Here is a 21016-nt window from a genome sequence, read left to right as displayed (position 1 = left end):
ACAATGACTCATTACGCTGCACCCTGCTGGTACGGCAAATTGCCCAGCGCGGGTGACTTTGTGAAGCGCCGCTTTCCTGATGTCCTCTATCGCCAATGGTCCAGCTGGTTTCAGGTGGGCCTGCATCACTGGCAGAGCAGTCAGGAGGGGGATAACGCGCCGTCGCGCCCGTTCCTCAACGCGCCGGTCTGGAATTTTGTGGTGCCGCCGATGCTGGGCAGCCAGCTGATCCAGATGGGCTGCCTGATTGCGGCACGGGACAGCGTGGGACGTAACTACCCGCTCTGCGCGCTGCGTCACTTTACCCCCGCCGAGTGGTCGCCGGCCCTGCTGGCACGCTCCGGCGAGTGGTATCAGCAGGTGGGCAATACGCTGCTGCGGGTGGTGCAGGGCGGCGGATCGCCGGAGCAGCTGGATCAGGCACTGATCAGCATTCCGCAGCCGCAACCGCCGCAGGAGACGGGTGAGCCGTCAGATATCCTTAACGTCATCGGGCATGGCGACACGCCTTCAACACTGAACTGGACGCTGCCGGGCGAGAACTTCGACCCGCAGTTTTACACCAGTTTCTGGTGGACCAATCAGAGCGACGGGTTCCCGCTTTATACTCAGGTCCATAGCGGTAACTTCACCGCGCAGCTCTTTTCATTGCTGTTTGATCCGGCCGGTGGGGCAAAGCCGGGACGAAACGGACTTTATCCCCCGATGTTTGAATCCTGAGGCGACACCCATGACGATGAATACAGAGGCTTTGCTGGCTCCGGTCAGTGATGACAATCCCGGCGGCGATAACCTGGAGTACGACGCCGATTTTCAGGCCATGGAGCAGGCCAGTGCCGGTAAAGCGGAACAGCAGTTCGGCAACACCATCATTCCGGCGGAACCCGCCGACTGGAACAAAGTTGAGAAGCTGGCGATAGCGCTGCTGGCTCGCAGTAAAGATTTACGCGTGATGCTGGCGCTGACCCATGCCTGGACGGAGCTGAAAGGGCTGCCGGGCTATGCGCAGGGCCTGAAGCTGATTGAACAGGCGCTGCTGCTCTATTGGGAGCCGCTGTGGCCCCGGCTGGAAGAGTACGGCGAGCAGGACCCGTTCTACCGTATTAATGCCCTGGCGCTGCTGGGTGACAAGACGGAACTCAGTGGCGCGGTGCGTCAGTGCTGGCTGCTGCGCTACCCGTCCGATGGCATCACGCTGCGTGATGCAGCCGCCCTGTGCGACGGCAGCAAAACCGAAGTGGCGGACTATCCTGGCGGCCTGCCGCGTCTGATCGATGAACTGGCACGTGGCGACCAGCCCGGCATTGAGGCGGTGCTGCAGATTCATGAGCGGCTGCAGACCATCTGCGAAACCGTAGCCGAACGGCTGGGCGACGCGGCGGTGCCGGAACTGGCACTGCTGCGCAGACAGATTGCGCTGATCGCCGAACGCTGCCAGGCCACCGATATCAGCCAGCTGATTCCTGCCGCAGCGGCGGAACAACCCGCAGAAGCGGCGGCCCCGGCGGCGGTCGCAACGGCGCCGCGCGCGGCCGCGGACTGGCGTACGGTACAGATCAGTTCCCGCGCCGATGCCCAGCTGATGCTGGAGAAAGTGAAGCTCTACTTCACCCAGCATGAGCCGAGTCATCCGGCTCCGCTGATGATCGACCGGGTGCAGCGCTTAATCGAGCGCGACTTCCTGGAGATCATCCGCGAGCTGGCACCCGATGGCGTGCATCAGCTGGAAACCATATTCGGACGTCGCGACTAAGCAGGCGTGACCCACTCACACAGCGGGACCTGCGCGCCTGCTGTGACACATTATCCGCGCATCATTGATGGAGAAAACCATGGCAACAAGCAAATCCAGTGGGCAGAAGTTCATTGCCCGCAATCGCGCGCCTCGCGTTCAGATTGAATATGACGTGGAAATTTATGGCGCGGAACGCAAAATCCAGCTGCCGTTTGTGATGGGCGTGCTGGCGGATCTGGTGGGTAAACCGCTGGAGCCGCAGCCGGGCATCGACGACCGCAAATTCCTTGAGATCGACATCGACAACTTCGATGAGCGCATGAAAGCGCTGAAGCCACGCGCCGCGTTCCAGGTAGACAACACCCTGAATGGCGAAGGCAAGCTCAACATCGATCTCACTTTCGACAGCATGGACGACTTTTCGCCGGATGCCGTGGCCCGCAACGTCGAGCCGCTAAGCAAGCTGCTGGAAGCGCGTACCCAGCTGGCAAATCTGCTGACCTATATGGACGGCAAAAACGGTGCGGAAGAGCTGATTGGTAAAGTGCTGCAGGACCCAACTCTGCTGCAGGCTCTGACCCATCTGCCTAAGCAGGATGAGGCCACTGAAGGTAAGGAGCCGCAGGCATGACGCAGACTTCACAACAACCCCAGTCGCAGGGCGCGGCCAGTTTCAGCCAGGATGAGTTCAGCGCGCTGCTGAACAAAGAATTCCGGCCGAAAAGCGACCAGGCACGCGCCGCGGTCGAAAGCGCAGTGAAAACCCTGGCGCAGCAGGCGCTGGAGAACACCGTCACCGTTTCCAGCGACGCCTATCGCACCATTCAGGCGCTGATCGCGGAGATCGACGAAAAGCTGTCGCAGCAGGTTAACCAGATTATTCACCATCCGGAGTTCCAGTCGCTGGAAAGCGCCTGGCGCGGCCTGAGCTATCTGGTGAACAACACTGAAACGGACGAGATGCTGAAAATCCGTTTTATGAGCATCTCCAAGCAGGAGCTGGGTCGTACGCTTAAGCGCTATAAAGGTGCCGGCTGGGATCAAAGCCCGCTGTTCAAGAAGATCTATGAGCAGGAGTATGGTCAGTTCGGCGGCGAGCCGTTTGGCTGTCTGGTGGGCGACTACTACTTCGACCACAGCCCGCAGGATGTTGAGCTGCTGGGTGAAATGGCGCGCATCGGTTCGGCGGCACACTGTCCGTTTATCACCGGCACCGCGCCGGAAGTGATGCAGATGGAGTCCTGGCAGGAGCTGGCGAATCCACGCGATCTGACCAAAATCTTCCAGAACACCGAATATGCCGCCTGGCGCAGCCTGCGTGAGTCGGAAGATGCACGCTATCTGGGCCTGGTGATGCCGCGTTTCCTGGCGCGTCTGCCTTATGGCATTCGTACCAACCCGGTCGACAGCTTCGATTTTGAAGAGCAGACCGACGGTTCCGATCACGGCAACTACACCTGGAGCAATGCGGCGTACGCGATGGCCGCCAACATTAACCGCTCCTTTAAGGAGTATGGCTGGTGTACCGCAATCCGCGGCGTGGAATCGGGCGGGGCGGTTGAGAACCTGCCGTGCCATACCTTCCCGAGCGACGACGGCGGCGTGGACATGAAGTGTCCGACCGAAATCGCCATCAGCGATCGCCGTGAAGCCGAGCTGGCGAAAAACGGCTTTATGCCGCTGGTGCATCGCAAAAACTCTGACTTCGCCGCCTTTATTGGCGCGCAGTCACTGCAGAAGCCGACGGAATATCACGACGCCGATGCCACCGCCAATGCCCGTCTGGCCGCGCGTCTGCCTTATCTGTTCGCCTGCTGCCGCTTTGCGCATTACCTGAAGTGCATCGTGCGTGACAAGATCGGCTCCTTCCGCGAGCGCGATGAGATGGAACGCTGGCTGAACGACTGGGTGATGAACTACGTCGATGGCGATCCGGCTAACTCCTCACAGGAGACCAAGTCTCGCAAGCCGCTGGCCGCTGCCGAGGTGAATGTGGAAGAGCAGGAAGATAACCCAGGCTATTACGCCGCGAAGTTCTTCCTGCGTCCGCACTACCAGCTGGAAGGCCTGACCGTTTCGCTGCGACTGGTCTCTAAGCTGCCGTCACTGAAAAATGATAATGCTTAAGGGCTGAGTCGTAAGGTTATCAGGCGCGAAAGGGTATTGCGCCTGATGCCTCACAGAAAGATTGCTGAGGTGAATGTCAGGGAGGATAAAAGAATGGTAAAAAAATCAGCTCTGTATTTACTACGTTATCTGCTGGTTTTTATTTCAGCCCTGATTTTATTCACATGCGCAGGTTATTACCTCTTCGTCTTTGACTGGAATGACACGATGATGGGGAAAATAATTAACGGCATCCTGACTACTCTTTCAGTCACTGCGTCATTTGGTTTTTACTGGGCCGGGCACAAGCTAAGGGAAAGGTATTAATTGCTTTTGTTTTCCCTGACTCCCTGTTCAGTATTCCGATTTTCTTCATGGGAATTTAATACATTGCCCGGCCTGGTGCCCGGCAACGCACTATCTGAAATATGGTTTTTGACGATATTTCAGAAGCAAGGCAAAGGTAAAATATGGACTGTTTTATTCAGCCCCATGCTTTTCTTTTTGCCATATCCTTGCTTTTTTTGAAAGCAATAATCTCAACCAATAAAGAGTGAAAGATAATGGCTATTGATATGTATTTGAAGGTAGACGGCGTCACAGGTGAATCTAAAGATTCAAATCATACTGGATGGATCGATATTGACTCCTTTTCCTGGGGTGCCAGCCAGCCAGGCAATATGAGCGTAGGCGGTGGTGGCGGTGCGGGGAAAGTTAATTTCAACGACCTGCACATCAACGCCAAAATCGATAAAGCTGTCACCGCGCTGCTGAAGAACTGCGCCAGCGGTAAGCACGTCGCTAAAGTCGAAGTGTCTGTTTGCAAAGCGGGCGGCACACAAATCGAATACACCCGCATCACGTTGGAAGATGTGCTGGTGACTAACGTTCAGTTTGTGGGTTCTGAGCACGACGACACCCTGGGCGTAACTTATGCCTTCCAGGCTTCTAAAGTGAAACAGCAGTACTGGGAGCAGAGCTCTTCCGGTGGTAAAGGCGCAGAAACCAGCGCTGGCTGGGATATTAAAGGCAACAAAGAAGCGTAAGAAGCGATACGCCTCCGCACCGGAGGCGTATTTCTCCTGGCCAGAGAAGGCAGCGTCGTCATGCTCATTCTCCAGCCAGTTTACAAGGACTCTCTGAATCAACAATATTGTGCGGAGATAGTAAATGAGTATTTCTGGCTCGGTTGGTGTCGGTGGCCGTAATCAATACGGCGACGTGAAGACAGTACAGCAGTTGTTACAGCGCAATGGATATCCACAACTTCGTGCGGATGGCCGCATGGGACCGAAAACCATTGAGGCGATTAAGCAGTTTCAATCCCGTTTTATGTCTCGCCCGGATGGTGTTGTCGATATCCATGGCAAGACGTGGAGCAGCCTGATGCGCGGAAACGTACCGGGTAATGCCCCACCAAGGCCAGCAGCGCCGCCAGTTAATAACCCGTCCACCGGGCCGCTGGTGGTGAGTGCCGGACAGGTTACATTCGATGCTGAAGGGGATGACTCTCCGACCAGCCGCTATTTTAGCCGTCATATTCACTGGCCAGAAAAAATGGAGTCCGGTGTGACGCTGGGTCGCGGTTACGATCTGGGATCGCGTTCTGAAGCGAGTATTTCTGCACAACTTCAGGCCGCTGGGTTGCCGGCAAGTCAGGCCGCCATGATCGCCAAAGGTGCAGGTCTTAAAGGTGACCAGGCCCGTCAGTTTGTTCGTAACAACCAGGCCGCTATAGGGACAATCAGTCATCAGCAGCAAATTAACTTATTTGAAGCGATTTATCCGGGCTACGTCGAACGTGCACGGAAGAACTATGACAATTATACTGATAACCAGCCAGGTAAAGTGGCTTGGGAAAATCTCCATCCTGCTATCAGAGACATCATGGTGGACTTCGTTTATCAGGGCTGGACTAAAGGTCCTCGCCCGATGATGGCGGGCATGACCAACGATTTTGATACACTGATCCATTATATTGAAAGCACGCCAGCTATCAGTGCAGGTGAGACTGGCAGGCGTCGTGCAAATTATCTTCGTAAAAATCGTTAATAGGAGTGAGTATGAAGTTAGTACATGGATTGGCTTTAGCGGTTTTCTCTCTTGGCATTAGCGCTTCAGCATTTGCTGACGATACCTGTGCAAAACAGCCTTCAGATGGTGCGTTGTTTCAGTGTACTGTTCAGCAGAAAAAGCTGGCGGAAGATGACCTGAACAAAGAGTACCAGACGGCAAAAAAACGTATTGTGCAGATGTACGGCACGCAGAAAAAACTGGCTGATGACTATGTCGCTACGCTGGTGGATACGCAGCGCAGCTGGCTGAAATATCGTGACGGTCAGTGCAAGCTGGAAGCCTTTGCCGCCGAAGAAGGTAGCAATGCGAATGCGGTGGCGACCAACCTCTGCGTTATTCGCATTGACAAAGAGCGTACTGCTATTCTTAAGCAACTGCCTTACTGATTATATCGTCGTGCTCAGGCTTTACAGGCTGGGCACGATATTCTCTATAAGATAACCCTCTGCATTACGTTGTTATCAAATTAATTCATTTTCAGTAAATAATTCCGCGTCGATTAAATCTAAGCTGGTTATTCACAATTAATTTTTATAATAATCAACCTCGGCTCTGTTTGAATCATTTGCCTCTTCAATTCATTGAGGGTTAATGTGTTGACGAAATGTCGTCATTAAAAGAAATAAGGCAGTGCTGCTATTTAAATAGATAAATAAACTCAGCAAAAAAATAATAAACCCCAACTCCAAAATAAACTTTCCCGCTCCCTATACCCCGCGCCTTTCCCCGAGAGGTGCGCGGTATAGATGCCGAACCGCTAACCGCAGGAATCCGTTATGCGCTTTACGATAATAACGACTAAACCCGGCCAACAGCCGCCGCAAACTCATTGTGATTTCTTCCCGCCCGGCGGCACCATTGGTCGCGGCGTGGATAACAATCTGGTGCTACCGGATGACGACCGAACGCTCTCCCGGCTGCAGGCCATTGTGCACATCACCGCAAACGGTGAATGTCGCCTGACTAACCGTGGCAATGTGACGCGCGTGCTGCTCAACGATATTCCGCTGGAACGCGGTCGTCAGGTTGAGCTGCAGGATGGGGACATTCTGGGCATCGATGATTATCAGCTGCTGGTCAGCGATCTCAACAGTGCACAGCAACCGCAGGCTGAAAGGGCGGTTCCGCGTCCGGAGCCGGTCCAGCCTGCCGCGGCTCCTCGTGAACCTGTAGCCGAAAAAGCCAGCACCACCGCCGCCATCCCCAGCGAAATCTGGGACAGCCTGGCGAAAGAGTTTTCGATTTCCGACGATCTCTCTAAACGCAAAGCCGCGCCGGAGTTGCCGGATGCCCATCCGCTGACCACGCCCGCCATGCCAGACCGGAATCCGGAAGATCCGCTGGCTCAACTGATCAACGATGCGCCGCTGGATTATGGCCAGCAGCCGAAAAACAGCAGCCTGTTTGATGACGGCGATGCCCTGTTCGCGCAGCAGAGCATTTTTGACGACCGTACGCCGAGCACGCTGGCGGCTCAGCAGAACACTGCACCGAAGCAGGCTGAAACGCCCACTGCGGAACTGGATCCACTGAGCCTGTTCGACGGCGAGAGCAGTGCGGATGTGCGCAACCATGATGATCCATTAGGGCTGATGATGGGGAACGCGGTGCCGCTGGCGCAGCCGGAGCCAGCGAAACCGGCGACGCTGCATGTGCCGCCTCAGCCAGAGACAAAGCCTGAGCCGGTTGCCGCACGCTCACCTGAGCAGGCTTCCGTCAGCCTGAACGAAATGGATCACTCACCGCTGTTCAGCGGCATCGACTTACCCGTTGATGACCAGCCTCCTCATAGTGAAGCTCCGCGCCCGACGCTGCTGGCGGATGAGGCGGAATCCGGTCAGACAGACGCCGTTAATCCGCAAAACGACTATGGCGGCATTACGCTGCCGACTCCCCAGGCGGTGCAGCGTGCTCCTTCACCGACGCCGAAAGGGCGGCTGCGCATTGATCCGGTTGCCTCGGGTCACCAGCATGCCGCCGCCGTGCAGCCCTCCACATCCAGCCAGAGCAGCGGCGACGCCCTGAAAGGCGAACTGCTGGACGCGCTGCTGGAAGGCATGGGTCTGCGCGATCTGCAGCCGACGCCACAGTTTGACCGCGAGCAGATGCTGCAGTTTGGTCAGATGCTCAGCATGTTCTCGCAGGGCACGGTCGCGCTGCTGTCATCGCGCTCGATCCTTAAGCGCGGCGTTAAGGCTGACATGACGGTGATCCTCGACGACGCCAATAACCCGTTCAAGCTGCTGCCATCGGGCAAAACCGTCCTGATGCAGATGTTCGGCAGCCGGATGCCGGGCTTTATGCCACCACGTCAGGCGGTGCGGGATGCGCTGATTGATTTGCAGGCGCACCAGCTGGGCATGATCGCCGGTATCCGCGCCATTATCGCCTCGATGCTGCAATCCTTTAATCCGGAACAACTGGAAGAGGAGGCACGTCAGGCAGGATCGGTTTCCCGTATCGGCCTGCCGGGCAGCCGCAAGGCGGCACTGTGGGAGCATTTTGTTGAGCGCTACGGCGAGACAGCGGGCGAGATCGAAGACGATTTCCACACCCTGTTTGGCGAAGCGTTCCTGCACGCCTATGACCTGGAAGTTAATCAGTACAAAGACTCACAAACCCACACGGATGACGCATGAATATCACTATTGCCTCGACGTCGAATCAGGGCGATCGCGCCAGTAATCAGGATCAGATCGGTGATGTCATCGGTAAGCGTTCCGCCTGCTTTGTGGTGTGCGACGGTGTGGCCGGGTTTCCCGGCGGTGACAGGGCGGCCGCCATCGCCCGCAGCAGCCTGCTGGAAGCGTTTGATGGCGATGCGCACCTCAATGCGCAGTCGATTCGCAACTACGTTAATCACGCGAATCACGCTATCCGGCAGCAGCAGAAAGCCAGCAGCGAGCACAGCCGGATGGGCACCACGCTGGTCAGCCTGTTCATCGACCGCGACTACCACCTTGCCTGCTGGGCGCATGCCGGTGACAGCCGCCTTTATCTGTTCCGCCGTGGCTATCTCTATCTGGTCACCACCGACCATAGCCTGGTGCAGCAGATGAAAGATGCCGGACATCGCACCGAAGGCATCAACAGCAACCTGCTCTATTTTGCGCTGGGTATGGGTGATGAGCAGCGCGACGCCAGCTACAGCGACGTGGTCGGGATTGAAGATGGCGATGCCTTTCTGCTCTGCACCGATGGTTTCTGGCACGGCGTGACGCTGGAGCAGATGCAGCAGTCACTGCACATGGTGAATACGCCGGAAGAGTGGCTGACGCTGATGCAGCAAATCATCAAAAACGATCAGTCAGATCAGGGGCAGCAGGATAATTTCAGCGCACTGGCCGTCTGGATCGGATCGCCCCAGGACACCACTTTGCTGCACTCGCTCTCTGAAGCGGCGCAGTTCTTCCCTCTGCGAGATTGAGAACGCCAACATGAAATATGGATTACTGGGTCTGGCTGCGCTGCTGCTCAGCACGCACGCTTATGCTGAAAACTATCGCATCGTTCAGTCCCCGGCACAGAAACTGGATGTCTGGATTGATGACGTCAAAAACAATCAGCTGTCGAGCTGGTGTAACAGCACCATAAACCTGCGCATCGTCACCCTGGGTGAGAAAAACGCGTCGGTGCTGAAAGAGTTTCTGCCACGGGTGGCTGGCCTGATGGCGTCGCAGTGTAAACCGCTGCAGCAGCTGCACTGGCAGCTGACCGATACAGAGGGCAGTGAAATCGCCACCGGCAGTGCCGCCCGGGCGCAGCAGTGGAAGACCGTGGTGACGCCACCCGCGCCGCCTGCACAACAGCAGCCAGCCACGGCTGCCGTGCCCGCGGACCCATTGGTCAATGCCGCCCAGGCGGATACCTCGCCATGGCTGCAGTTCAGCCTGCTTGACGGCTGCCATTTCCGCACCTGGTGGCAGCATCCGGCGCAGGGCAGCGCGCTGTTTGTACCTGCTAAGCAGGGGCTGGTCTGCGGTTCCGATGGCTGGCTCAGCGGACACAGTCGTCTGACGCAGCAGGGTAACGGCGCACCGGCGGCCGTCGGCGTGACCTTCCTGCAGGGCTTCCCGGTGATGGGACTGAACAGTCAGTCGCCCACCGCCGAACTGCACATCACCACCGTTAATAGCGAGCGCATGGTGCTGAGTAACGAGAAATCCCCGGACAGCTGGCTGGTTCTGCCGTTCAGCAACCGCTTTAACGGCTGGCAGGCGGCCCGTCAGGTGGTGGTGCTGATGCCCGCCAGTGAAGCCGCTGATGAGAGTGCTTTGCAGGCACGTCTGCAGGAAGTCCGTAAAGTCTGGTCACCGTGGGTCAGCGGCAATACCACGCTGAGCGTACAGCTGGTGGAAAAACTGCACCCTGAACTGAAAGATCCCGCCGCTGCGGTTTATCGCACCCTTAACTGACGCAAAAGGAGTTTGCATGGAATCCTTACAACATCATCTTGCGAACGCCACGCTCAGCGAGACGCTGGCTGACGTTACCCGCCAGATTCAGGCCAGTCCGGCGAACGCCGATCTGCGGGCTGCCTTTGTGCAGCTGCTCTGCCTGTCAGGCAACTGGGCACGTGCGCAGACGCAGCTGCAATCCTGGCTGGCGTTAAGCCCGCAGGCGCAACCGACCGTCAATCTGTTGCAGCAGGCGATTGCCGGTGAGCGGCAGCGTGATGCGGTGCTGCGTGGCGAGGCACAACCCGTGCTGCCTGGCAGCGCCTGGCACTGGTGCGACACACTGCTGGCCGCATTACAGGCCGAAACCGCGGGTGATGTCGCGCGCGGCAGCGCACTGCGTGCCGACGCGCTGGAGCTTGCCGCCGCCAATCCCGGCACCGCGACCGGGCAGGATCAGCCGACCGCCTTCAGCTGGCTGATGGATGGCGACAGCCGTTTCGGGCCGGTGTGTGAAGTGATCAATCAGGGCCGTTATTACTGGATCCCGTTCGCCGCCATTCGTGAGATGCAGTTCCAGGCACCCGCCAGCGTCACCGATCTGGTGTGGCGTCATACTCGGGTGCAGCTGGTGGATGGCAGCGAACAGGTGTGTCAGATCCCGGCGCGCTATCCGCTGCTGGCGGGTGCGGACGAGCGTTTTCTGCGCGCCAGCGTCACCGAATGGCAGCCGCTGGGCAACGATCCGGACCAGTTTATCGGCCAGGGACAAAAAATGTGGCTCAGCGACAGCGCGGAGTTCTCGCTGCTGAGCCTGCAGCAGGTCGCGTTCGATAACGTTGAGTCCGCCGATGAGCCATGATTCAGGCGCGCACAACGACGGCTATGCCCAGCTGCATGGCGGCTTTCGTGCGCGCAAAAAGCGCGATGCGCTGACCGCCCGCGACAAGCTGCAATCCTCGCTGCTGGACCGCCTGACCGACAACGCGCCGGACAGGCAGCAGGAGCCGGAGAACAGCATGCTGATCAGCCACAGTACGCTGCGCCGCCACGTGCTGCGCGATCTGCAGTGGCTGTTTAACACCATCAACAACGAAGCGCAGCAGGATCTGGACGGTTTTGATCAGGTGCAGCGCTCTGTCTGGAATTTCGGCGTGGCACCGCTGGCCGGACAGAACGTCTCCGATATCGAATGGCAGGATATGCAACGCAAAATGACCAACGCCATTCTGCACTTCGAGCCGCGCATTCTGCCGCAGGGTCTGCAGGTGCGCTGCGTCAGCGATCTCGGCTCGCTTAGTCTGCACAACGTGTTGTCGATTGAGATCAAAGGGCGGCTCTGGTGCGTGCCTTATCCGCTGGCGTTTCTGTTCCGCACTCAGGTTGATCTGGAGAGCGGCCATTTCGAACTTCAGGATGCAGGGTAATCATGGACAGCAATCTGCTCGACTATTACAACCGTGAACTGGCTTACCTGCGCGAGATGGGGGCGGAGTTCGCGACGCGTTACCCGAAAGTGGCAGGGCGTCTTGGCATGCATGGCATCGACGTCGCGGACCCCTATGTCGAGCGACTGATGGAGGGATTTGCCTTCCTGACGTCGCGCGTGCAGCTGAAGATGGATGCAGAGTTTCCGCGCTTCTCACAGCGCCTGCTGGAGATGATTGCGCCATCCTATCTCTCGCCAACGCCGTCAATGGCGATCGCGCAGCTGACGCCGGACAGCCGCAAGGGTGACATCACCCAGGGCTTTCGCGTGCCGCGCGGCACCATGATGGAGAGCCAGAACCTGAAAAAAACCGGGGTGACCTGCAGCTACACCACCGCGCACGATGTGGTGCTGCATCCGCTGCGCATCAGCGAAGTCACTCTCGGTGGCGTGCCCGGCGATCTGCCCTCTGGCGAACTAAAACTGGGTGGTCTGGGCGCGGCCAGTGCGCTGCGCATCCGCATCAGCTGCGAAGGGATTTCCTCATTGAGTCAGCTCAGTGTGGATGACCTGATGCTGTTCCTCAGCGGGCCCGATATTCAGGCGCTGAAGCTGCTGGAGCTGCTGATGCAGCACCGGGTCGGCATCGTGCTGCAGTCCGCAGAGCAGCGGCCACAGCGTCAGGTGCTGACGGATGAGGCCCTGCAGCAGGAGGGCTTTGCGCCGGAGCAGGCGCTGCTGCCGGACGATCTGCGCAACTTCGACGGTTATCGTCTGTTGCAGGAGTATTTTGCGTTTCCGGCGCGCTTCCAGTTTATCAGCCTGAGTCAGCTCGGCCCGTTCCTGCGCCGCTGTGACAACGCCACGGCGTTCGACATCATTATCCTGCTCGACAAAGCGGACAGCGCGCTGGAAAGCGTGGTCGATCACAGCCATCTGGCGCTGCACTGCACGCCGGTCATCAACCTGTTCCCGAAAACCGCCGAGCGCCTGAAGGTCAGCGACAGCCAGCATGAATATCATCTGGTGGTGGATAACATCCGGCCGCTGGATTATGAGGTGCATTCAGTGCAGCGGCTGTTCGCCACCGTAGAAGGCCAGCGGGAAGAGCAGGTTTTCCGTCCGTTCTGGAGCACCTTCAGCGGTGACCAGGGTGATTACGGTGCTTACTTCTCGCTGCGCCGCGAACAGCGCACCCTGTCAGAGCAGGCGCAGCGCTATGGCACCCGCACCGGGTACATCGGTTCCGAAGTCTTTCTGTCGCTGGTGGATGAGCATCACGCGCCGTGGCGCGATGACGTGCGCTATCTCTCCGCCGAGGTGATGTGTACCAGCCGCGATCTGCCGCTGATGCTGCAGCAGGATCAGGGCAACTTCGTGATGCCGGATTCTATTCCGGTGTCGGAGCTGAAGCTGTGCAAAGGGCCGACGCCACCGCGTCCGGCGCTGGCCGAAGGCCTTTCTGCGTGGCGGCTGATCAGCCATCTGCAGATGAACTACCTCAGCCTGATGGACAGCAGCGACGGGGAAGGCGCGGCGGCGCTGCGCCAGCTGCTGAGCCTCTACGCCAACCTGGCGGAAGCGCCGGTTGCCCGCCAGATTGACGGCATCCGCCACTGTACGCTCAGCGCGGTCAACCGCCGCGTGCCGGAGCCGGGCCCGGTAGTGTTTGCGCGCGGTGTCAGCATCACGCTGGAAGTGGATGAGCAGGCGTTTTCGGGTGCCAGCCCGTGGCTGTTTGGCAGCGTACTGGAGCGGGTCTGTGGCCGCCTTGTAGCGCTGAACAGCTTCACGGAGTTCACTCTGAACAGCCAGCAGCGCGGCGAAGTGGGCTACTGGCCACCGCGCATGGGCCGGAAAGCTCTGATATGAGTGGCGAAAAAGTCATTACGCTGCCGCGGCTGACCCGACTGCCGGATGATTTCTGGCAAAAAGTGATGGCCGCGCCGTGGCGCTACGATCTGTTCCAGCTGCTGCGGCGGCTGGATGCGCAGGGCGGTCAGCGTTATCCGCTGGGCCGTGCGCCGCTGCCGAAGTTCGAATCGGTGCGCATCGGTCAGACGCCGTCACTGGCGTTTGCGCCTGCCACCGTCGCCAGTGCCACGCCACGTGAAGAGTCCGGACGTCATGAGCTGTCGATCTACAGCTTTGGCCTGTTTGGCCCCAACGGGCCGCTGCCGACCCATCTGACTGAATATGTGCATGAACGGATTGTGCATCATCAGGATCACAGCCTGTCGGCGTTTGCGGATCTGTTTCACCATCGCGCCACGCTGCTGTTCTATCGCGCTTGGGCCGATGCGCAGCCGACCGTATCGCTGGATCGCCCCGACGACAGCCGCTTTCTGAACTATCTCGCCTGCCTGGCGGGCATCGGTTTACCGGCGCAGCAGCAGGCCAGTTCGCTGAGTCTTCATGCCCGACTGATGCTGGTGGGTCATCTCAGCCGTCACGGTCACGATGCCGAAGGGCTGGTGCGCATTCTCCGCCACTACTTTGGCGTGCCGGTCCGGCTGACGCAGAACCTGCCGCACTGGCTGACGCTGGACAGCCGCGATCAGGCCCGGCTCGGCGCGGGACGCCACATGCCCCGGCTGGGTGCCTCCGCGTTTCTCGGCGTGGCGGTGCGCGACGTGCAGCACCGTTTTCGCCTGCACCTGGGCCCGCTCAGCGCCGCGCAGTATGCCCGTTTTCTGCCGGATGCTCCCGGCGCGCAGGAAGTGCGCGACTGGGTGCGTCACTACCTTGGCATCGAAATGCAGTGGGATCTCAGCCTGATCCTGGCCGCTGACGAAGTGCAGGGTGTGGCGCTGGGCGGCGCTGCCCGGCTTGGTTACACCAGCTGGCTGGGGCAGATGCCGCAGCCGCAGGATCGAGAAGATTTTATGTTTGAGGTTGAGGCAGCTTCGCGCTAGCCCAGCCGCTTTCCCTGTTACACAGCCTGCGTCTTTCATTGAAGAGAGCCCCCTATGTCAGAAATCAGCCGTGCCGTGCTATTCGGCAAACTGGATACGCTGTTATTTACCTCGCTGGAAAGCGCCACCGCCTTTTGCAAACTGCGCGGCAATCCCTATGTTGAACTGGTGCACTGGCTGCATCAGCTGATGCAGCAGCAGGATGGCGACTTACAGCAGGTCATCACACATTTTTCACTGGATGAAAAGGCCCTGACTCAGGACATCGTTGCCGCGCTGGATCGTCTGCCGCGCGGTGCCAGTGCGGTCTCTGACCTCTCCGAGCATATCGACAGCGCCGTGGAGCGGGCATGGGTTTATGCTTCGCTGAAATATGGCGCGACCCGCATTCGCGGCGGCCATCTGCTGATCGGCATGCTGAAAACCTTCAACCTGGCCAGCGTACTGAAAGGCATCTCCGGCCAGTTCAGCCGCGTCAACGCCGATGCCCTGCTGGAGCAGTTCGATACGCTGCTCAGCAACAGCAAAGAAGCGCAGCAGGCGATGATCGCACCGGCGGATGCCGCTGGCGCACCGCCTGCCGCCAGCGGCAGCACGCTGGAGCAGTACGGTCAGGATCTGACCGCACGTGCACGTGAAGGCCGCATCGATCCGGTGACCGGCCGTGACGATGAGATCCGTCAGATGGTGGATATTCTGATGCGTCGCCGTCAGAACAATCCGCTGCTGACCGGCGAAGCGGGTGTCGGCAAAACCGCGGTGGTCGAAGGCCTCGCGCTGCGTATCGCGGCGGGCGATGTGCCTGCGCCGCTGCGCGATGTGCAGCTCTGGCTACTGGATATCGGCCTGCTGCAGGCGGGTGCCGGGATGAAAGGGGAGTTCGAAGCACGGCTGCAGGCGCTGATCAATGAGGTGCAGTCCAGCCCGACGCCGATTGTGTTGTTTGTCGATGAGATCCACACCCTGGTCGGCGCGGGCGGTCAGCAGGGCACCGGCGATGCCGCCAACCTGCTGAAACCGGCGCTGGCGCGCGGCCAGCTGCGCACCATCGGCGCGACCACCTGGGCCGAATATAAAAAGTACATCGAGAAAGACCCGGCGCTGACCCGTCGCTTCCAGACCGTGCAGGTGCAGGAGCCGGATGAAGCCAAAGCGATTCTGATGCTGCGCAGCACCGTCAGCGCGCTGGAGAAACACCATCGGGTGCTGCTGCTGGATGATGCGGTCAGTGCAGCGGTGAAACTGTCGCATCGCTACATTCCGGCGCGCCAGCTGCCCGATAAAGCCGTGGCGCTGCTGGATACCGCCTGCGCCCGCGTGGCGGTCAGTCAGGGTGCGCAGCCTGCGGCGCTGGAAGATTGCCTGCACCGTCTGGCCGCGCTGGAGATTGAAGCAGAGATCATTGAACGAGAAATTAAAGTCGGCCTCGGTGACGTCACCCGCCAGCAGGCGATTGCCGGAGAGCGCACTGCCCTGGAAGCCGAACGCGATGCACTGCAGGAGCGCTGGCTGCAGGAGCGCGAACTGGTTGAGACCCTGATTACGCTGCGCGCCCGCTGTGTGACTGAAGAGGATGTGGCGCTGCGTGAACAGCGCGATGCGACACAGCAGCAACTGACTGCGCTGCAGGGCGACACGCCGCTGCTGTTTGCCGCTGTCGATGCGGGCGTGGTAGCGGCCGTGGTGTCGGACTGGACCGGCATTCCGCTGGGCCGGATGGTGAAGAATGAGATCGACGCCGTCCTGAATCTGGCGGATACCCTGAACCAGCGCGTCATCGGTCAGCGTCACGGTCTGGAGCTGATCGCGAAACGGGTTCGCACCACGCGCGCGCGTCTCGACAACCCCAACAAGCCCGCAGGCGTCTTTATGCTGTGCGGCCCTTCCGGTGTCGGTAAAACCGAGACCGCGCTGGCGCTGGCCGAGTCGCTGTATGGCGGCGAGCAGAACATCATCACCATTAACATGAGCGAGTTTCAGGAGGCGCACACCGTCTCGACGCTGAAAGGTGCCCCGCCGGGCTACGTCGGCTACGGCGAGGGCGGCGTGCTGACCGAAGCCGTTCGCCGTCGGCCTTACAGCGTGGTGCTGCTGGATGAGATTGAGAAAGCCCATCCGGATGTGCATGAGCTGTTCTTCCAGGTGTTCGACAAAGGCTGGATGGAGGATGGCGAAGGCCGCCACATCGATTTCCGCAACACCATCATTATTCTGACCTCGAACGTCGGCACGCAGTTGATCAGCGCCATGTGCGCCGATCCTGAACTGATGCCGGATCCCGATGCCCTGAGTACCGCACTGCGTAAGCCGCTGCTGGAGGTGTTCCCGCCTGCGCTGCTGGGTCGTCTGCTGGTGGTGCCGTATTACCCGCTCAGCGATGACATGCTGGCTGAGATCGTGCGGCTGCAGCTGGCGCGCATTGTGCGTCGTCTGGCCGACAACCACGGCATTGAGGCGCAGATCGACGAGTCAGTGGTCAGCCAGATCGTGCAGCGCTGCACCGAGGTGGAGTCGGGCGGTCGCATGGTCGATGCCATCCTCACCAACACACTGCTGCCGCAGATGAGCCAGATACTGCTGAGCGCCCACGCCCGCGATGAGCGCTATCGCCGCGTTGAGGTGCGTTGTGAGCAGGGCGAATTTGTCTGCCAGTTCGCTGTTTAAAGCCTAGTCATCAGAGAGTTTTCGAATATGTCGGAACATGATCAACCCCTGAATGTCCCCAACGCCTTGCCGCTGGGTTACCGCTTCAATGAGTTTGAAATCAAAGAGGTCATCGGCGGTGGCGGCTTTGGCATCGTCTATCGCGCCTGGGATCACCAGCTTGAGCGTGATATCGCCATTAAAGAATTTATGCCCGCCTCGCTGGCGGTGCGCAGCGATGACCTGAATCTGGTGCTGCGTAGCGAGCGGTTCAGCAAAACCTTTCACGCCGGCCTGAACAGCTTTATTCAGGAGGCGCGGCTGCTGGCGCGCTTTAACCATCCGAACCTGCTGCATGTCCTGCGTTTCTGGGTGCAGAACGACACCGCCTACATGGGCACGGTGTTCTACAGCGGCACCACGCTCTCGAACTTCCGCGAACGTAATCCGCAGTCGGTGAATGAGGCCTGGATCCGTCGCATGCTGCCGCCGCTGCTGGGCGCGATTAAAACCATCCATGAAGCGGGTTATCTGCATCGCGATATCTCGCTGGATAACATCCAGATCCAGAGCAGCGGCGAGCCAATCCTGCTGGACTTCGGGTCGGCGCGTAAAACCATCGGCAACCTGTCGGATGAGAGCGAGACTATGCTGCGTCCCGGCTATGCGCCGATTGAGCAGTACAGCGACAACGACGAGAGCGAGCAGGGCGCGTGGACCGATATCTACGCGCTGGGCGCGGTGCTGCATACGCTGATTACCGGTGCGCCACCGCCGGTGAGCGTGGTGCGCAGCATCGAAGATAACTATCAGCCGCTGGTGCAGCGTCGTCTGGCGGGCTACTCCACCGCGCTGCTCAGCGCCGTGGATCGCGCGCTGGCGCTGAAACCGGAAGATCGTCCGCAGAGCATTGATGATTTTGCGGTGCTGATGGCGCTGCCGGAGCGCGAACCGGAACCGCTGCTCAGCGCAAAAATGAGCGGGCCGGGTACCATGCTGGTGCCGATTGAAGAGGAGGCGGTCATCCCGCCCGCCTCGCCGCTGAAAACGCTGCTGGGACACCGCTTTGCACTGCCGGGCCTGGTGGCCGCGGGCGTGCTGGTGGGTCTGTGCGCCGGTCTGCTGATGTCGCGTGGTGATGAACAGACGGCGCCGGCTGAGACCGCGCAAAACAGCGCGCCTGCCGTCACCGTTGCACCAGTTAACCAGCCGGTGGCTGCGCCACCGACGCAGCCTGACACCCCGCCGGATACCGTTGCCAGCGCCCCGGCTCAGACTGCTGAGCCTGCGCAGACCGCCGCACGTGAACCCGATCCACAACCGGCACCGCCACCCGCGCCGGTCGCCCAGGTCTATATCCGTCTGCAGCAGGGTGAACGCGTTCAGGTCAACGGTCAGCCTCAGGCGCTGGTCCCTGCGGTGAACGGCTTTGCCACGCTGCAGCTGGCACCGGGTAACTACACCTTTGCCATTAGTGGCCAGAGTGGCACCCGCCAGCAAACGCTGAACATCAGCGAAGAAGGCGTCTGGTTACTCGATCCACACAGTTAATAGTCAGGGATTACTTATGTTCTCACGCATTACTGCACAGCTGCCGGCGGACGGCCTGCTGTTCCATACGCTCACGGGCACCGAGACGCTGTCCCGTCCGTTTGTACTCACCGCCGAACTGCTGGCCACCGACGCGCGCATCGACCGTCACGCCCTGCTGGGCAAGCCGGTCACCTTTTCGCTGCCGACCGATGGCCTGATGAGCGCGCTGAGTCCGCGCTACCTCAACGGCAAAATCACCCGGGTGGCGGTGCGCAGCCAGGAGCTGAGCGGCACGCGCTACGCGGTCTACCAGCTGACGGTCGAGCCGGACCTGTGGCCGATGCGGCGTGACCGCAACCTGCGCATCTTCCAGAGCCAGACGGTGCCGCAGATTGTGCAGACGCTGCTGAAGGAGTACGCGGTCAACGTTGAGACGCGGCTGGCGGGTAACTACCGGGTGTGGGAGTACTGCGTGCAGTATCAGGAGAGCAGCCTGGACTTTATCAGCCGCCTGATGGAGCTGGAGGGGATTTACTACTTCTTCCGCCACGAGGCGGACAAGCATACGCTGGTGCTGTGCGACGCGCCGGACCAGCATCAGGCGTTTCCGGGCTATGAGACCATCGCCTATCACGTCACCCCGTCGGGCGGGGTGGTCACGGAAGAGGGCATCAGCCAGTGGTCGCTGGCCGAGAGCGTGACGCCGGGCATCTACAGTACCGACGACTACGACTTCCGCAAGCCGAACGCGTGGATGTTGCAGGCGCGGCAGAACCCGGCGTCGCCGGTGCCGGGCTCGGTGGACGTTTATGACTGGCCGGGTCACTTTGTCGACCACAGCCACGGTGAGTCTTACGCGCGCATCCGCCAGGAGGTGTGGCAGGCCGAGCACCACAGCGTCAGCGGGTCGGGCACGGCCACCGGCATCACGCCGGGCTTTACCTTCTCCATCATTAACGCTCCGCACTTCAGCGACAACGGCGAGTACCTGGTCACTTCAGCAACCTATGACTTCGCCGAGAACAGTTACGCCAGTGGCGATACCGGCGACAGCCGCCACAACATCAGCTTCACGGTGCTGCCGTCGTCGGTGACGTACCGCACGCCGCCGGAGACGCCGTGGCCGAAAACGCACGGCCCTCAGACCGCGAAGGTGGTCGGGCCGAAAGGTGAGTCGATCTGGACCGACCGCTATGGCCGGGTAAAGGTGAAGTTTCACTGGGACCGGCTGGCGAAGGGCGACGACACCAGCTCCTGCTGGGTGCGCGTCTCCAGCGCCTGGGCCGGTCAGGGGTTCGGCGGGGTGCAGATCCCGCGTGTTAACGACGAAGTGGTGGTGGACTTTATTAACGGCGACCCGGATCGTCCGCTGATCATCGGCCGCGTGTATAACGAGGCAAGCATGCCGCCGTGGGCGCTGCCAGCGGCAGCGACGCAGATGGGTTTTCTGAGCCGGTCGAAGGATGGCACGGCGGACACCGCGAACGCGCTGAGGTTTGAGGATAAGGCGGGTGAGGAACAGGTCTGGCTGCATGCTGAAAAGAACATGGACACTGAGGTGGAAAACAATGAAACCCACAGTGTTGGCAGCAACCGGACCAAAACCATCGGCGGCAATGAAACCACCGAGGTGAAGAAAAACCGCACTGAAACAGTCGATCAGAATGAAACCATTACTGTTCATCAGAACCGCACTGAGACGGTGGATGGTAATGAAACCATCACCGTGCATAGCAATCGCACCGAAACGGTCGATCAGAATGAGAAAGTGCGGATTGGCCAGAATCAGTCGGTAACGATAAATGGCAATCAGACACTGAAAGTGGATCAGGCGAAAACTGAAACGATTGCTCTGGCATCAATGCTCAATGTCGGCCTGGCGCAGAACACAAATATCGGGGCAGCCTATGTGCTCAATGTCGGCGCTGGCTGGATGACTAATGTCGGCGCAATGCAGATGCACAATGTCGCTATGAAATATTCGCTCAATGCCGGGCGGGATATCGCACTTTCTGCCGGAACAAATGCAGAGTTCAGTGCGGAAGACAAAATCACCCTGGTATGTGGCGAATCGATGATTGTGCTTGAGCAGAATGGCACCATTACCATCAGCGCGAATAAAATCAAGCTGGTTGGTGAGAAGGTGATTGATATCGACGGAACACAGATAGACATCAACTGA

17 protein-coding genes are annotated in these 21016 nt (G+C 59.5%); all 17 read left to right on the top strand.

Features of this window, described 5'->3' with window-relative positions; translation table 11 throughout:
* Positions 1 to 3 precede the first annotated feature (3 nt).
* The 17 genes from tagF (at position 4) to EGO56_RS11205 (ending at position 21016) form a co-directional block, all read left to right on the top strand.
* On the top strand, positions 4 to 720 hold the full coding sequence (tagF, locus tag EGO56_RS11290) for a type VI secretion system-associated protein TagF (RefSeq protein WP_013357572.1): 717 nt from the start codon (positions 4 to 6) through the stop codon (positions 718 to 720).
* A 16-nt stretch (positions 721 to 736) separates the two neighbouring features.
* A complete protein-coding gene (tssA, locus tag EGO56_RS11285; protein WP_167493451.1) occupies positions 737 to 1753 on the top strand; it encodes a type VI secretion system protein TssA in 1017 nt (338 codons plus the stop codon).
* Between the two features lie 79 nt (positions 1754 to 1832).
* Positions 1833 to 2366, top strand: coding sequence for a type VI secretion system contractile sheath small subunit (gene tssB / locus EGO56_RS11280; protein WP_013357574.1), 534 nt, complete (start codon positions 1833 to 1835; stop codon positions 2364 to 2366).
* Positions 2363 to 3862 carry a type VI secretion system contractile sheath large subunit gene (gene tssC / locus EGO56_RS11275; protein ID WP_013357575.1) on the top strand — a complete coding sequence of 500 codons (1500 nt, stop codon included), beginning with the start codon at positions 2363 to 2365 and terminating at the stop codon, positions 3860 to 3862. Before tssB ends, tssC begins: the two co-directional genes overlap by 4 nt.
* 542 nt (positions 3863 to 4404) lie before the next feature.
* Positions 4405 to 4887, top strand: coding sequence for an Hcp family type VI secretion system effector (locus EGO56_RS11265; protein WP_033732338.1), 483 nt, complete (start codon positions 4405 to 4407; stop codon positions 4885 to 4887).
* 124 nt (positions 4888 to 5011) lie between these two features.
* Positions 5012 to 5893, top strand: coding sequence for a pesticin C-terminus-like muramidase (locus tag EGO56_RS11260; RefSeq protein ID WP_033732339.1), 882 nt, complete (start codon positions 5012 to 5014; stop codon positions 5891 to 5893).
* 11 nt (positions 5894 to 5904) lie between these two features.
* Complete coding sequence (locus EGO56_RS11255; protein ID WP_135909142.1) at positions 5905 to 6303, top strand: lysozyme inhibitor LprI family protein; 399 nt, start codon at positions 5905 to 5907, stop codon at positions 6301 to 6303.
* Positions 6304 to 6693: 390 nt separating this feature from the next.
* Complete coding sequence (gene tagH, locus EGO56_RS11250) at positions 6694 to 8556, top strand: type VI secretion system-associated FHA domain protein TagH (protein WP_135909140.1); 1863 nt, start codon at positions 6694 to 6696, stop codon at positions 8554 to 8556.
* Positions 8553 to 9344, top strand: a complete 792-nt coding sequence (locus tag EGO56_RS11245) for a PP2C family protein-serine/threonine phosphatase (RefSeq protein ID WP_013357582.1) — start codon at positions 8553 to 8555, stop codon at positions 9342 to 9344. Before tagH ends, EGO56_RS11245 begins: the two co-directional genes overlap by 4 nt.
* A 10-nt stretch (positions 9345 to 9354) precedes the next feature.
* Positions 9355 to 10332 (top strand): hypothetical protein, encoded by a 978-nt coding sequence (locus tag EGO56_RS11240; protein ID WP_095707332.1) that lies wholly within the window; start codon positions 9355 to 9357, stop codon positions 10330 to 10332.
* A gap of 16 nt (positions 10333 to 10348) precedes the next feature.
* Positions 10349 to 11176, top strand: coding sequence for a type VI secretion system accessory protein TagJ (locus EGO56_RS11235; protein WP_135909138.1), 828 nt, complete (start codon positions 10349 to 10351; stop codon positions 11174 to 11176).
* Complete coding sequence (gene tssE, locus EGO56_RS11230) at positions 11166 to 11741, top strand: type VI secretion system baseplate subunit TssE (protein WP_061062261.1); 576 nt, start codon at positions 11166 to 11168, stop codon at positions 11739 to 11741. The genes EGO56_RS11235 and tssE overlap by 11 nt, the downstream gene beginning before the upstream one ends.
* A 2-nt stretch (positions 11742 to 11743) precedes the next feature.
* The gene (tssF, locus tag EGO56_RS11225; RefSeq protein ID WP_110331763.1) at positions 11744 to 13615 is read left to right on the top strand and encodes a type VI secretion system baseplate subunit TssF; all 1872 of its coding nucleotides are present in this window, start codon (positions 11744 to 11746) and stop codon (positions 13613 to 13615) included.
* On the top strand, positions 13612 to 14658 hold the full coding sequence (gene tssG / locus EGO56_RS11220) for a type VI secretion system baseplate subunit TssG (RefSeq protein WP_041456810.1): 1047 nt from the start codon (positions 13612 to 13614) through the stop codon (positions 14656 to 14658). The genes tssF and tssG overlap by 4 nt, the downstream gene beginning before the upstream one ends.
* 54 nt (positions 14659 to 14712) lie before the next feature.
* A complete protein-coding gene (tssH, locus tag EGO56_RS11215) occupies positions 14713 to 17322 on the top strand; it encodes a type VI secretion system ATPase TssH (RefSeq protein WP_135909137.1) in 2610 nt (869 codons plus the stop codon).
* 27 nt (positions 17323 to 17349) lie between these two features.
* The gene (locus EGO56_RS11210) at positions 17350 to 18852 is read left to right on the top strand and encodes a serine/threonine protein kinase (protein ID WP_135909135.1); all 1503 of its coding nucleotides are present in this window, start codon (positions 17350 to 17352) and stop codon (positions 18850 to 18852) included.
* 16 nt (positions 18853 to 18868) lie between these two features.
* A complete protein-coding gene (locus tag EGO56_RS11205) occupies positions 18869 to 21016 on the top strand; it encodes a type VI secretion system Vgr family protein (RefSeq protein WP_135909133.1) in 2148 nt (715 codons plus the stop codon).

The organism is Pantoea vagans, from assembly GCF_004792415.1.
Classification (GTDB): Bacteria; Pseudomonadota; Gammaproteobacteria; order Enterobacterales; family Enterobacteriaceae; genus Pantoea; species Pantoea vagans.
The sequence above is the reverse complement of the archived record's forward strand: the minus strand, read 5'-3'. Positions and strand labels throughout refer to the sequence as shown.